The following is a 12,837-nucleotide window of genomic DNA, read 5'->3' as shown; positions in this document are numbered from 1 at the left end:
AGGCCCCGCCCATGAACCTGCGCAAGCGAGTGGTACTGATCCTCTACATCGCCTTTTTAATGGTGCCGATCTACTGGCTGATCAATATGTCGTTCAAGAGCAACACTGAAATTCTCGGTGGGCTTACGCTTTGGCCACAAGACCTGACACTGGATAACTACAAGGTAATCTTTACCGACCGTAGCTGGTACAGCGGCTACATCAATTCGCTGTATTACGTATGTTTGAACACAATCATTTCGTTGACCGTGGCGTTGCCCGCCGCCTATGCCTTTTCCCGCTTTCGCTTTCTCGGCGACAAGCATTTGTTCTTCTGGTTGCTGACCAATCGCATGGCGCCGCCGGCGGTCTTTTTGCTGCCCTTCTTTCAGCTTTACTCGTCAATCGGGTTGTTCGATACGCATATCGCGGTGGCCTTGGCCCATTGCCTTTTCAACGTTCCCCTGGCGGTATGGATTCTCGAAGGCTTCATGTCTGGCGTGCCGAAGGAAATCGATGAAACCGCGTACATCGACGGTTACAGCTTTCCCAAGTTCTTCGTAAAGATTTTCATCCCTCTGATTGGCTCGGGCATTGGTGTGACGGCGTTCTTCTGCTTCATGTTTTCCTGGGTTGAGCTGTTGCTGGCTCGCACGCTGACCTCGGTGGACGCCAAACCCATTGTCTCGGTGATGACTCGTACCGTTTCGGCTTCTGGGATCGACTGGGGCGTGCTGGCGGCCGCCGGTGTGCTGACTATTCTTCCCGGCATGCTGGTGATCTGGTTCGTCCGCAATCACGTGGCCAAGGGCTTCGCCCTGGGTCGGGTATAGGAGATAGCACATGAACTGGATGGCCTGGACCACTCCGACCGCAGTGTTTTTCGCGGTCATCGGTCTGATGCTGACACTGATGAGCGCATGGGAGCTGAGGCGGCCCTGTGTGCCACGCAAAGGCTTTCTGCCCATCGTCACCACGCGCGGCGATCGGTTGTTCATTGGACTTCTGGGCAGCGCCTATTGGCATCTTCTGCTGATAGGGCTGACCGACTGGAGCATCTGGATAGCGTCCGCGCTGTCTCTCGTCTGGTTGTTTGCAGTGATGCGCTGGGGTTGAGCTCGCAGCTCATCCCTCCGAAAAACTCAAAGGAGGTGTTTATGTTCGAGAATAAAAACAACACCCGACATGGCATGGCGCTCACGGCCCTGCTGACGTTGTCCGGCTTGGCAGGTACGGCGTGGGCCGATGCCTATGAGGATGCGGCGAAGAAATGGATCGAGTCGGAATTCAACCCATCGACCCTATCGCCGGAACAACAGATGGAGGAGCTGCGCTGGTTCATCAAGGCCGCCGAGCCCTTCCGCGGAATGGAGATTAATGTCGCGTCGGAAACCATCACCACGCATGAATATGAGTCCAAAACCCTGGCCCGGGCGTTCAGCGAAATCACTGGCATTCGCCTGCGGCATGACCTGATGCAGGAGGGCGATGTTGTCGAAAAACTGCAGACGCAAATGCAGTCCGGCAAGAACATTTATGACGGCTATATCAACGATTCCGATCTGATCGGCACGCATTTCCGCTACGGCAAGGCAGTTGCCATCAGCGACATGATTGAGGGCGAAGCCAAGGATTACACGCTGCCAACGCTCGACCTGGATGACTTCATCGGGATCTCGTTCACCACCGGGCCTGACGGCAAAATTTATCAGCTGCCGGTACAGCAGTTCGCCAACTTGTATTGGTTTCGTGCCGACTGGTTCGAACGACCCGAGCTGAAGCAGCAGTTCAAGGAACGCTATGGCTACGAGCTCGGCGTGCCTGTGAACTGGTCCGCTTATGAAGACATCGCCGAGTTCTTCAGCAAGCACGTCAAGGAAATCGACGGCGAGCGCGTCTATGGCCATATGGACTATGGCAAGAAAGATCCATCGCTAGGCTGGCGCTTCACCGATGCTTGGTTCTCCATGGCGGGCGCCGGCGACAAGGGCCTGCCAAACGGCTTACCGGTAGACGAGTGGGGCATTCGCGTCGAGGATTGCCATCCGGTCGGATCGAGCGTTGCCCGCGGCGGTGCAACCAATGGGCCGGCGGCGGTCTATGCGACGCAGAAATATGTCGACTGGATGCGTGAGTACGCGCCGCGTGAGGCTCAGGGCATGACATTCTCCGAGTCCGGTCCGGTTCCAGCGCAGGGCAACATCGCCCAGCAGATCTTTTGGTACACCGCCTTTACCGCCGATATGACCAAGCCGGGTCTGCCGGTGGTCAACGAGGATGGCACGCCGAAGTGGCGGATGGCGCCGTCACCCAAAGGGCCGTACTGGGAGGAGGGCATGAAGCTCGGCTATCAGGATGCTGGTTCCTGGACCTTCCTGAACTCCACACCCGAGAAGCGTCGCCTTGCTGCGTGGCTCTATGCGCAGTTCACCGTCGCGAAAACCGTGTCGTTGAAGAAAACGCTGGTTGGGCTGACGCCAATTCGCGAATCTGACATCAACTCCGATGCGATGACGGAAGCTGCGCCGAAACTCGGTGGGCTGGTCGAGTTCTACCGCAGCCCGGCGCGGGTCCAGTGGACGCCGACCGGAACTAACGTTCCAGATTATCCGCGCCTGGCGCAGTTGTGGTGGCAATACATCGCCGAAGCGGCCAGCGGCGACAAGACGCCTCAGGAAGCGCTGGACGGTCTAGCCGAAGCGCAGGACACCATGATGGCGCGACTGGAACGGGCCAACGTACAGCCGAAATGCGGACCCAAACTAAATGAGCCACGCGATCCTGAGTACTGGCTTAGCCAGCCCGGCTCGCCGAAACCCAAGCTGGACAACGAAAAGCCCCAGGGCCAGACCGTCAGCTATGACGAGCTGATCAAGTCTTGGGAGCAGGACCGCTAAGCCCGATGCTTTTGTAAGCGCTAATAAAAACGGCACCTGAGGGTGCCGTTTTTATTAGCATTGGATCGAGAGCGTGGTGATATCCACCCTCCGCTCAGGTCATGTGTGCAAATGCTCCGCCGCGTGCAGCGTGTTTTCCAACAGACAGGCTCGGGTCATTGGGCCAACACCGCCGGGCACCGGTGTAATCCAGCTGGCGCGCTTTGCCGCTACGTCGAATTCAACATCGCCAACCAGCTTGCCATCGGCCTGTCTGTTGATTCCAACATCAATGACGATAGCGCCTTCCTTGATCCAATCGCCTTTTACCAGGCCGGTGATCCCCGTCGCGACCACGATTAGGTCGGCACGCTTGACGTGGTCGGCCAGGTCATTAGTGAACCGGTGGGTGACGGTCGTCGTGCAGCCTGCTAGCAGCAGCTCCAGCGCCATGGGCCGCCCGACGATATTGGACGCGCCGACAACCACTGCGTTGAGCCCATGCAGACCGACGCCAGTGCTTTCCAGCAGCGTCATGATGCCTTTCGGCGTGCAAGGGCGGAGCAGAGGCATACGCTGTGCAAGACGGCCAATATTGTAGGGATGGAAGCCATCGACGTCCTTGTCCGGACGGATGCGCTCCAGCAGCTGCGAAGCGTCCAGATGCTTGGGTAAGGGAAGCTGCACGAGAATGCCATCGATAAGCGGATCATCATTGAGCTGATCGATAAGTGCCAACAGCTCCGTCTGGCTGGTCGCCGCCGGCAGATCATGGGCAGTGGACTTGAACCCGACTTCCTCGCAGTCCTTGCGCTTGTGTGCCACATAGACTTGAGAGGCCGGGTCCGTGCCCACGAGGATCACTGCCAGCCCCGGGACCCGAAGACCTTGCCGAGATCGCTCGGCAACCCGGCCGGCTATCTGCTGGCGGATATTGGCAGCAATCTTTTTACCGTCGATCAGTTTTGCGGTCATGACGCGTGATTAACCATGGAGAAGGATTGAAAAAGGACGGGCATTCTCGCACGGTGACAACGTCCGGCAAAGGCGATGCGACGGTAGATTCCCGTAACTCCTTTACCTGACTGAATTTTTTTCGGTTTTGGTGTTGACGACTTGCGGGCGGCCCATTAAGATTCGCCCCGCTTGTCGAGCACAGCTTGCTGCTGGGTAAGACGGCTTTTGAAGGCCCAAGGCCTTCAATGGCTGGAGCTTGAAGTCTGCGCTCAGATAGGATGCAGATAAAAGCGCCCGTAGCTCAGCTGGATAGAGCATCCGCCTTCTAAGCGGATGGTCGCAGGTTCGAGTCCTGCCGGGTGCGCCATTAAGGGCTCTGGCATAAGCAAGGCAATATGGTGGGCGTAGCTCAGTTGGTAGAGCACAGGATTGTGGCTCCTGCGGTCGTGGGTTCGAACCCCATCGTCCACCCCATATTCCGAAACGCCAGGCAGTGCCTGGCGTTTTCGTTTAAAAGTTTGCGGACGTGGTGGAATTGGTAGACACACCAGATTTAGGTTCTGGCGCCGCAAGGTGTGAGAGTTCGAGTCTCTCCGTCCGCACCATGTAAAACGCTGAAGCCCCGTAACTCGGGGCTTTCGTGTGTCTGGGGTAGTGCGAAAGTGCGCGTATGTGTTCCCTGCGCATTCCATGGATGTGTGCGGCAGGTCAAAACCCCGCCTTTCTAGCTGTTGCCGCGATTTAGTCTGACCCATAAAAAACGGGTAAGGTCATTCCGGATGAGCCTGAAAGTCATTGATTATCAATGAGTTAGACGTATCATCCGTCCTGGTGATCTGCATTCATGATGAGCGCGAGCGGCCATGGGCTTCGACTCTGCTGAACCGCAGCCTGGTTGATCAGTGGGCCTCTGCTCGGCGCCTTCATCGAAGCCGTTGCCGACAGATGGCGGACCCGAGCGATGGGGCGCTGGGCGAACTCGTCGTAGCTGCCGTCCTGAACGTAGAAACGGTTAGTGCAGACGCAGGTCTGGCCGTCATTGCGAAACTTGCCGGCGATGGCGTTCTCGACGGTCAGGTCGAGATCGGCGTCGTCGAAAATAAAGTCGGTGCATTGCCGCCCGACTCCATCGACAACTTCTTCATGCTTTCGGCGGAGAGCCACTCAGGTCGATCCAGCGAACAATACGTTCTCGCTAGAGCAAAGGATGCGAGCCGCCCATGCAGGAGGGCCCGTCCCCAGCAGCTCATCCTGGCGCTGCGCCGGACAATCCTCGCCGATACAGCACGACCATCTCGTCGAGCAGCGCCTCGGCGGCATACAGCGTTATCTTCAGCCGCAGGTCCTGGGGATCAGGGCGAGGGCCTGCTAGCGCTGGGCAATCCGTGCGAGCACTTCCTGCTTGGCGGTGATGAGCGGTAGGTCGCGTCGACAGAAACTCGGGACATGTAGTGCTCATGCTCTTGAACGGATGGAGGCGGACGCCGGCTGGGCGGTTTAGTGCGCCTGGTAGTCGCCGATAAACTTGCTGAGGAACTGCCGTGTGCGTTCGTGCTGCGGCGCACTGAACAACTGCCTGGCGTCGCCCTGTTCGACGATCACCCCGTCATCGATGAAGATCGCCCTGTCGGCCACGTCTCGGGCGAAGCTCATCTCGTGGGTGACGATGACCATGGTGCGCTTTTCCTCGGCCAGGCCGCGGATGGTGGCGAGCACTTCGCCGACCAGTTCCGGATCGAGCGCCGAGGTCGGTTCGTCGAACAGGATCACGTCCGGCTGCATGGCCAGCGCGCGGGCAATCGCCACGCGCTGCTGCTGGCCGCCGGAGAGGCGTCCGGGATAGGCGCCTTCCTTGCCGCCCAGGCCGACCTTGGCCAGCAATGCGCGGCCGCGTTCGAGGGCCTGGGGGCGTGGCTCCTTCTTCACCTGCACCGGGCCTTCGATGACATTCTCAAGGGCGGTGCGGTGGGGGAACAGGTTGAAGTTTTGAAACACGAAACCGACGTGCTGGCGCAGCTGGCGGATCAGCCCTTGCTGCGCCTTGAGCGGTTTATCGGCGTCGATGTGGATCGGACCGACGCTGATCTGCCCGGCGCTGGGTTGCTCCAGCAGATTGAGGCAGCGCAGCAGGGTGGTCTTGCCCGAACCGCTGGGGCCGATGATCGCCAGCACTTCGCCGGGGGCTATGTCGAGGTCGATGCCCTTGAGCACCTCCTGGCCGTTGAAGGATTTTTTCAGGTTGCGCACGGAAATCATCAGGCGTCCTGCTCGTGGCGGTTGACTCGGTCTTCCAGGCGACCCTGGAAATACGCCAGCACGCTAGCGAGCAACCAGTAGATCAGCGCGGCGGCCAGGTACATGGTGAATATCTCGAAGGTGCGTGCGGTGATCAGCTGAGCCTGGCGGAACAGCTCTGGCACTTGGATGGTGGCGGCCAGGGCGGTGTCCTTGACCAGTGAGATGAAGCTATTACCCAGTGGCGGTAGGGCGGTACGTGCGGCCTGCGGCAGGATGGCCCGGTACAGGGTCTGCGCGTGGCTCATGCCGATACTGGCGGCCGCTTCCCATTGGCCGCGGTCGATGGAGGCGATGGCGGCGCGCAGGATCTCGGCGGTGTAGGCCGCCATGTTCAGCGAGAAACCGATCAGCGCGGCTGGCAGCGGATCGAGCTGGATGCCCAGTTGCGGCAGGCCGTAATAGATCATGAACAGCTGCACCAGCAGCGGCGTACCGCGGAAGAACGACACGTAGATCCGCGCCAGCCACTGCAGCGGCCGGTAGCCGTACAGCCGCAGCAGGGCCAGACCGAAGCCCAGCAGCAGGCCGAAGAACATTCCGCCCAGGCTCAGCACCACCGTCCACCACGCGCCCTTGAGCAGGAAGGGCAGCGAGTCCAGCGCCAGCTGTAGGCTGCTGATCATTGCGTGACGTCAGTCTTGAACCACTTTTCGGAAAGCTGTTTCAGGGTGCCGTCGGCGCGCAGCTTGGCGATGGCCGCGTCGATGGCGGCGAGCAGTCGCGGGTTGCCCTTGCGCAGGGCAATGCCAGACTCCTGGCGGGAGAAGGCGTCGCCGGCCACGGCCAGGCGATCACCGGTTTTCTCTACCATCTCGAAGGCGGCCAGACGGTCGACCAGGATCACGTCGGTGCGGCCGACGTTGAGGTCCTGGAACTTGGTCGGATCATCGTCGTAGGTGCGGATATCGGCTTGTGGCACGTTCTCTTTCAGCCACTGCTCGTAGTTGGTGCCGAGGCCGACGCCGACCTTCTTGCCGGCCATGTCAGCCGGACTCTTGATGCTGTCGGCATCGGCCTTGCGGGTGAGTGCCTGGATCCCGGAGACGGTGTAGGGCGTGGAGAAGTCGTACTTCTGTTTGCGTTCCTCGGAGATGGTCACCTGGTTGATCACCACGTCCAGGCGCTTGGATTCCAAGGCGGCGAGGATGCCGTCCCACTTGGTCGGCTGGAACTCGGCCTTGACCCCCAGCTGCTTGGCCAGGGCGTTGGCGAAGTCGACCTCGAAACCGGTCAACTGCCCGCTTTCGTCCTGATAGTTGAAGGGCGGGTAGGTGCCTTCGATGCCGACCTTGAGGGTGCCGTTGGCCTTGATCTCATCCAGCAGATCGGCGGCGAACACCGGAATGAAAAGGCTGGAACCGAGCAGCAGGCTTAGGCTGCCGAGCAGGAAACGGCGACGCAGAGTGGTGAATTTCATGGCAGGCCTCTATATGGGCGGGGGGAAGTCATACAACTCTAAAGGCGGAGATTTATTCCATATAACAATTAGAAATTATCATCCTCTTACTGTGCGGAATAACTGGTGCGCGCTCACAGTGCCCATGGATGATAGGCGAATAGCGCCGGGGCACCGCCGGTATGCAGGAACAGCAGCGGACCCCGGCCGGGGAAGGCGCCGCGGACAATACCGTCGAGCAGGCCGGCGAAGGCCTTGCCGGTGTACACCGGGTCGAGCAGCAGGCCTTCCTGCTCGGCAAGCAGGCGGATTGCGGCCAGGGTGCCGGCATTCGGCTCGCCATAGCGCGGGGCGAAATACTGGTCCCACAGTTCGATCTGCAGCCCCGTCGGCACATCGACACCGAGCAGCTCGCCGGTGCGTTGCAGCAGGCCTTCGACCTTGGGCCGCTGGGTCGCATCCGGGCGCGATACGGTGACTCCGACCACCCGGCTGCCTGGCCGTGCATATTCCAGCGCCAGGGCCAGGCCACTGTGGGTTCCGGCGCTTCCGGAGGCGAGCAGCACGGCGGCGAACTCCTCGCCGTTGCTGTGCATCTGCTCCACCAGCTCTAGGCCGGCGCGCACATAACCCAGGGCGCCGAGCGCATTGGAGCCGCCGATGGGCACCACGTAGGGTTTACGCCCGGCGCTGCGCAGGCGCTCGGCGGTCGTCTGTAGCAGCTCGTCGGCGCTATCCAGGTTGGCGACAGCTTCGATCTCGGAGCCGAACAGGTCGAGCAGCAGGCGGTTACCATTGCTCAGGTAGTTGCTTTCGGCAGTACCCAGCGGATTCTCCAGCAGCGCCAGGCAGCCCAGGCCGAGCCTGGCCGCCAGCGCCGCGGTTTGGCGTACATGGTTGGACTGGATGGCGCCGGCGGTGACCAGCACCTCGGCGCCCTGGGTCAGGGCGTCGGCGCCGAGGTATTCGAGCTTGCGGGCCTTGTTGCCACCGAGGGCTAGCGGGGTGAGGTCGTCGCGCTTGATCCAGATATCCCGACCCACGTGACGTGACAGACGCGGCAGATGTTCCAGCGGCGTTGCGGCGGCAATCAGTTCAAGGCGAGGGAAACGGGCGAGGGCGTCGGTGAGCATGGGAGCAGGCTTCTGCGCAGAGCTATGTGATCACTGTAGAAGACGATCGAGAGCTGCGGCAAGCTGATATCCAGCGGAGTATCGCGCTGCGATTCATATCCCTTGAAGGAATATGACAACTAAATATTGATCTTCTGTTATCACAGCAGCACAGAGCAATCACTTCGTAGCGACCTCGGACTGGATGACTACGCCACAGGCAAGGACATGGCTGGCAAGCACGTAGGCTTTGATGCCACTGCCGTCTCCGGCGGCGAAAACAACGCATCGCCATTGCCCAGGCGCTCGCCCGTGGCACGCCCACATCCTGCTCAACGAACCCACGTCCGCGCTGGACGCCGAGACCGAGCGAAGAACCATCAATGTCCTCAGGAAAAGAACGCGCACCCTAATCCTGGTCACCACCGACCCTCGATCGTCCTTTCGACGCCTGGCTCGATGCGTTGATGATCGAGACGAGAACCGGCCCTGGCCTAGCCAAGCCCAGACACACGGACAATTGGCCAGCGCCCAGCCACCGATCAGATATCGGCTACGGATCCTTAGCGAAGCGATTCGCTTGCTTACGGTTCACTGCGTGGGTCGTTGATAACCCTTCCTGCTCACTCTTTCCACGAGTTCTGGCCCTTATGAGCGCCTGCGCCGCAGCTTGCCGAATCGGTTCAGAGGCGTAGCATGACGGGCAACATATGAATTCCTGAGGCGTCCATGCGGTATTCCGAAGATCACAAGGCTCAGACTCGCCAGCGCATCGTTGAAGAAGCCGCGCGCCGCTTTCGTCGTGATGGTGTGAGCGCGACCAGCGTGCAGACGCTGATGAAAGCGCTGGACCTCACGCACGGTGGGTTCTACGCCCATTTCAAGTCCAAGGACGAGCTGGTCGAGGAGGCTTTGCGTCATTGCGCAATCGAGCTCGATGCTGTCACTCCAGTCAGCCTGGCTGGAGATCAGCCGTTGGAGAGCCTCATTCGCCGTTATCTGTCCAAGACCCATAGAGCCGAGCCGGCGAAGGGGTGCGTGTTTCCGACCATCTCGGCTGAGTTGGGCCAGCGGGGGCAGGCCAGTCCAGTAACCGACGAGGCGGTGAATCAACGGCTCGCTCAAATCAGCGCTCACATTGATAGCAGCCAGGATGCGGCGCTGGTACTCAGTGCCATGGTTGGCGCGTTGTTGCTGTCGCGCAGCGTAGTTGATCCGCAGGTGTCTGATCGCCTGCTCGATGAAACCCGCGCCAGCCTGCTTAGGCTCATTAACGCCGAGCTGCCCGAAACCTAGTCGTCGCTTCGGTAGCGAGGGGGCACTTGTCACTCGACAGGTTCGGTCCGAGCGCTGCGCCTGCTGCTGCAAGCGACTACAGTTCCTCGGAATTTGGCAATAAACAATAGGGCAGCGTGACGGTCTCGCCCAGATCGAAGCCGCGCAAGGCTGCGTCCTCTATTGCTTCGAGTTCCATCACATATGCGCCGGCAGTTGCTCGATGCCGGTCCCGCTGCGTTTCCAGATATCTGTGCGCGTGATTCCAGGCTGCACGGCTTGCACCCGCACGCCGGCTGGTGCCAGTTCTTCCTGCAACGCCTCGGACAGGCTGAGCATATAACCCTTCGTTGCCATGTAGGGAACGTTGAAACGGCCCGGGGCGAGCGCCACCGCCGATCCGAGGTTGATGACGACGCCTCGCCCGGACGTGGGGAAATTTATGGCTGCTGCCTGAACGGGCCGGGTTGGTGCGGTGACGTTCAGCGCAACATGTTTAACAGCGCCGTGGTGCCTGTTTATGAGTGCTTTACATGATGGTCGACATATGTTTTATATGTCGACCATAATCCAATGGCTTGCAACCGCTGATAGCCGAGGACTCGCTATGAGATACGCAGATCGTGAAGCACGGTTAGCCGCCTGGCTGGGCGCCGAAGAGGCCATGCGTGGCCAGATGGGACCGGTCGGCACCGTGCCACCCGGAGAGGCGCTGGCCATGTCCCCGCTGGTTTTTCTTCGATGCGATCGGCGGGGGCGAGCTGCCGCGCCCGCCCATGGAAGACCTGATGGATTTCGTACCGGTGGAATGGGCGACAGGTTATTTCGTCTTCCAGGGCACGCCAGGCGAATGCCACTACAACCCGCTGGGAAGCGTTCACGGCGGATACGCGGCGATGTTGCTCGACTCCTGCATGGGTTGTGCAGTGCACACCCGGTTGGAGCCGGGGCAGGGCTACACGACGACCGATCTGCGCATCACCTACATTCGTGCGCTTCGTGCTGGCGTCGGACCGGTGCGTGCAGAGGGCAGGGTGGTGCATGTCGGTCGCTCGACCGCGGTGGCCGAGGGACGGCTTTACGACGTGGATGATCGCCTCTATGCCATCGGCTCGACCAGCTGTTTGATTCTCGGGACGAACGTCTTAGCTTAAACGTGCGAGGTTGAGACTGAGCGTTCACGTGCTCACGAACACGCAGGTACCAGGAGGCTGCGAGACGGGCATTGCCTGACCGGGTGCGGACTATTCAAAAATAGCGAGGTATGACATGAGTGTTCAGAATGCGGTCCGAGTAGTCGTCACGGGAACCGGGCTCGTGGGTCCATTGGGATGTGGAACGCAGGTTGCGTGGTCTCGTCTGTTGGCAGGCCAGTCGGGTATTCGCGCGCTGCCTGAGGATTTGGCAGAGGGGACCGGGTGCAGCATAGCGGGGCGCGTGCCAAGCGTGGCGGAGGATAGCGAGGCGGGCTATGACCCGGAACGCTATATCGCTGCGAAGGATCGCAAGAAGATGGATCGTTTCATCGAGTTCGCGCTTGTCGCTGCGCAGGAAGCACTTGCACACGCAGGCTGGCATCCTGCCGACGAGGCAGGGCAGCAGCGAACCGCGACCATCATCGCCTCGGGCGTCGGTGGATTCGATGCTATCGCTGAGGCTGTGCGCACCACTGACAATCGAGGGCCACGCCGGCTTTCACCGTTCACGGCGCCGTCGTTTCTCGCCAATATGGCGGCCGGGCACATCTCTATACAGCATGGCTTCAAGGGCCCGCTCGGCGCGCCTGTCACTGCCTGCGCCGCTGGCGTGCAAGCCATTGGCGACGCGGCGCGGCTGATCCGTAGCGGTGAAGCTGACATCGCCATATGCGGCGGGACCGAGGCGGCGATTCATCGCGTCACCCTCGGAAGCTTCGCGGCTGCACGTGCACTTTCAACCGGATTCAACGATCGCCCGCAGCAGGCGTCTCGTCCGTTCGACCGTGACCGGGAAGGCTTCGTCATGGCCGAGGGTGCTGGCCTGTTAGTCATCGAATCGCTCGAGCACGCTCTGGCCCGCGGCGCGCAACCCTTAGCCGAGTTGGTCGGGTACGGTACGAGCGCAGATGCCTATCACCTGACTGCCGGCCCTGCCGATGGAAACGGTGCGCGACGGGCAATGAAGCAGGCGCTCAAGCAGGCCGGCGTAGCTACGGGTGAGGTTCAGCACATCAACGCCCATGCGACGTCGACTCAGGTTGGCGACCGGGGCGAACTGGCGGCCATCCGCTCGGTTTTCGGGACGGGTTCGGGGGTGGCCATTACCTCGACCAAGTCCAGTACAGGGCATCTTCTGGGCGCCGCCGGTGGTATCGAAGCCATCTTCACCGTCCTGGCGCTACGCGACCAGGTCGTTCCTCCCACACTGAACCTGATGAATCCCGACGAGGCGGCTGAAGGGCTCGATCTGGTTGGCCTGAGCGCGCGGAAAATGCCGATGAAGTACGCCATGTCGAATGGGTTCGGATTCGGCGGTGTCAATGCCAGCGTGCTGTTCAAGCGCTGGGAGCCCTCTCGTGGATAGCGCCTGCCCCTAAGCGGAAGAGGCCGCCTCTTAGAAAGGCGGCCCGAAGTTGCGCTCAACTTAACCACAGCCCCGTCTTCTGGAATGTCTACACGGTCTTCGTCAAGTGGCTCAATGCGGAGGTCACATTGCTAGAGGACTTTGCCTACTATCTGGTTTACCCCGAAGCCCAGCACGAACGACCCAAGGTCGCCGCGTTCCGTCGCTGGATATTCGACTCGGTCGCGGAGCCCGACCATCCAGGTTGAAATTTCCCCAAGTGGCCTACCGCAATACTCACCAGCGTTATTTCAACACCGCACACCGAAGCGCGTCTCAGCAGACAGCGCGGCCCGCTACGGCGTGTCTCAAACGGATGTGACCGCAACTTTGGACACATCGA

At 60.5% G+C, this 12,837-nt stretch carries 12 protein-coding genes, 3 tRNA genes and 1 pseudogene; 9 read left to right on the top strand and 7 right to left on the bottom strand.

The window, feature by feature from the left end:
• The first annotated feature begins 11 nt into the window (after window positions 1–11).
• Genes H3028_RS12550 through H3028_RS12540 form a run of 3 tightly spaced genes read left to right on the top strand, consistent with a single transcriptional unit; the run spans window position 12 to window position 2,876 of the window.
• Window positions 12–812, top strand: coding sequence for a carbohydrate ABC transporter permease (locus tag H3028_RS12550; protein ID WP_181297333.1), 801 nt, complete (start codon window positions 12–14; stop codon window positions 810–812).
• A 10-nt stretch (window positions 813–822) separates the two neighbouring features.
• Window positions 823–1,095: a DUF2160 domain-containing protein gene (locus tag H3028_RS12545; RefSeq protein WP_168423838.1), complete on the top strand. Its 273-nt coding sequence runs from the start codon at window positions 823–825 to the stop codon at window positions 1,093–1,095.
• A 41-nt stretch (window positions 1,096–1,136) separates the two neighbouring features.
• Window positions 1,137–2,876: an ABC transporter substrate-binding protein gene (locus H3028_RS12540; protein WP_181297332.1), complete on the top strand. Its 1,740-nt coding sequence runs from the start codon at window positions 1,137–1,139 to the stop codon at window positions 2,874–2,876.
• 99 nt (window positions 2,877–2,975) lie between these two features.
• On the opposite strand, the gene folD is transcribed toward H3028_RS12540, so the two are convergent.
• A complete protein-coding gene (gene folD / locus H3028_RS12535; RefSeq protein WP_181297331.1) occupies window positions 2,976–3,830 on the bottom strand; it encodes a bifunctional methylenetetrahydrofolate dehydrogenase/methenyltetrahydrofolate cyclohydrolase FolD in 855 nt (284 codons plus the stop codon).
• A gap of 272 nt (window positions 3,831–4,102) precedes the next feature.
• Here folD and H3028_RS12530 point away from each other — a divergent pair.
• The 3 genes from H3028_RS12530 to H3028_RS12520 all read left to right on the top strand — a co-directional run bounded on the left by H3028_RS12530 (window position 4,103) and on the right by H3028_RS12520 (window position 4,417).
• Window positions 4,103–4,179 (top strand) — tRNA-Arg (locus H3028_RS12530).
• A gap of 31 nt (window positions 4,180–4,210) precedes the next feature.
• Window positions 4,211–4,286, top strand: a tRNA-His gene (locus H3028_RS12525).
• 46 nt (window positions 4,287–4,332) lie between these two features.
• A tRNA-Leu gene (locus H3028_RS12520) sits at window positions 4,333–4,417 on the top strand.
• A gap of 214 nt (window positions 4,418–4,631) precedes the next feature.
• Here the strand turns inward: H3028_RS12520 and H3028_RS21285 are convergent.
• The 5 genes from H3028_RS21285 to H3028_RS12495 form a co-directional block, all read right to left on the bottom strand.
• A complete protein-coding gene (locus tag H3028_RS21285; protein ID WP_309109543.1) occupies window positions 4,632–4,976 on the bottom strand; it encodes an aldehyde dehydrogenase family protein in 345 nt (114 codons plus the stop codon).
• 333 nt (window positions 4,977–5,309) lie between these two features.
• Complete coding sequence (gene tcyN / locus H3028_RS12510; RefSeq protein WP_181297330.1) at window positions 5,310–6,068, bottom strand: L-cystine ABC transporter ATP-binding protein TcyN; 759 nt, start codon at window positions 6,066–6,068, stop codon at window positions 5,310–5,312.
• A complete protein-coding gene (gene tcyL / locus H3028_RS12505) occupies window positions 6,068–6,733 on the bottom strand; it encodes a cystine ABC transporter permease (protein ID WP_181297329.1) in 666 nt (221 codons plus the stop codon). The genes tcyN and tcyL overlap by 1 nt, the downstream gene beginning before the upstream one ends.
• Window positions 6,730–7,527 carry a cystine ABC transporter substrate-binding protein gene (gene tcyJ / locus H3028_RS12500; RefSeq protein ID WP_181297328.1) on the bottom strand — a complete coding sequence of 266 codons (798 nt, stop codon included), beginning with the start codon at window positions 7,525–7,527 and terminating at the stop codon, window positions 6,730–6,732. The genes tcyL and tcyJ overlap by 4 nt, the downstream gene beginning before the upstream one ends.
• 113 nt (window positions 7,528–7,640) lie before the next feature.
• Window positions 7,641–8,639 (bottom strand): D-cysteine desulfhydrase, encoded by a 999-nt coding sequence (locus tag H3028_RS12495; protein ID WP_181297327.1) that lies wholly within the window; start codon window positions 8,637–8,639, stop codon window positions 7,641–7,643.
• 708 nt (window positions 8,640–9,347) lie between these two features.
• On the opposite strand from H3028_RS12495, the gene H3028_RS12490 reads away from it, so the two are divergent.
• Entirely contained in the window at window positions 9,348–9,914 is a 567-nt protein-coding gene (locus H3028_RS12490) for a TetR/AcrR family transcriptional regulator (protein WP_181297326.1), read from the top strand.
• Between the two features lie 177 nt (window positions 9,915–10,091).
• Here the strand turns inward: H3028_RS12490 and H3028_RS12485 are convergent, their stop codons facing one another.
• Window positions 10,092–10,379 carry an SDR family NAD(P)-dependent oxidoreductase gene (locus H3028_RS12485; protein ID WP_219920132.1) on the bottom strand — a complete coding sequence of 96 codons (288 nt, stop codon included), beginning with the start codon at window positions 10,377–10,379 and terminating at the stop codon, window positions 10,092–10,094.
• 121 nt (window positions 10,380–10,500) lie between these two features.
• Here H3028_RS12485 and H3028_RS12480 point away from each other — a divergent pair.
• Together H3028_RS12480 and fabF are read left to right on the top strand one after the other, a co-directional pair.
• Window positions 10,501–11,047 (top strand): annotated as a pseudogene (locus H3028_RS12480) (PaaI family thioesterase).
• A gap of 115 nt (window positions 11,048–11,162) precedes the next feature.
• A complete protein-coding gene (gene fabF, locus H3028_RS12475) occupies window positions 11,163–12,455 on the top strand; it encodes a beta-ketoacyl-ACP synthase II (RefSeq protein WP_181297325.1) in 1,293 nt (430 codons plus the stop codon).
• The last annotated feature ends 382 nt before the right edge of the window (window positions 12,456–12,837 follow it).

Source organism: Pseudomonas sp. Q2-TVG4-2, assembly GCF_013620795.1.
Lineage (GTDB): Bacteria > Pseudomonadota > Gammaproteobacteria > Pseudomonadales > Pseudomonadaceae > Stutzerimonas.
This window is presented reverse-complemented; position numbering and strand designations above follow the sequence as displayed.

Coding starts and splice junctions, on each gene's coding strand:
- H3028_RS12540 (WP_181297332.1), top strand. CDS start 1,137: ATGTTCGAGAATAAAAACAACACCCGACATGGCATGGCGCTCACGGCC.
- folD (WP_181297331.1), bottom strand. CDS start 3,830: ATGACCGCAAAACTGATCGACGGTAAAAAGATTGCTGCCAATATCCGC.
- H3028_RS12490 (WP_181297326.1), top strand. CDS start 9,348: ATGCGGTATTCCGAAGATCACAAGGCTCAGACTCGCCAGCGCATCGTT.
- tcyL (WP_181297329.1), bottom strand. CDS start 6,733: ATGATCAGCAGCCTACAGCTGGCGCTGGACTCGCTGCCCTTCCTGCTC.
- H3028_RS12495 (WP_181297327.1), bottom strand. CDS start 8,639: ATGCTCACCGACGCCCTCGCCCGTTTCCCTCGCCTTGAACTGATTGCC.
- H3028_RS12550 (WP_181297333.1), top strand. CDS start 12: ATGAACCTGCGCAAGCGAGTGGTACTGATCCTCTACATCGCCTTTTTA.
- tcyN (WP_181297330.1), bottom strand. CDS start 6,068: ATGATTTCCGTGCGCAACCTGAAAAAATCCTTCAACGGCCAGGAGGTG.
- H3028_RS12545 (WP_168423838.1), top strand. CDS start 823: ATGAACTGGATGGCCTGGACCACTCCGACCGCAGTGTTTTTCGCGGTC.
- tcyJ (WP_181297328.1), bottom strand. CDS start 7,527: ATGAAATTCACCACTCTGCGTCGCCGTTTCCTGCTCGGCAGCCTAAGC.
- fabF (WP_181297325.1), top strand. CDS start 11,163: ATGAGTGTTCAGAATGCGGTCCGAGTAGTCGTCACGGGAACCGGGCTC.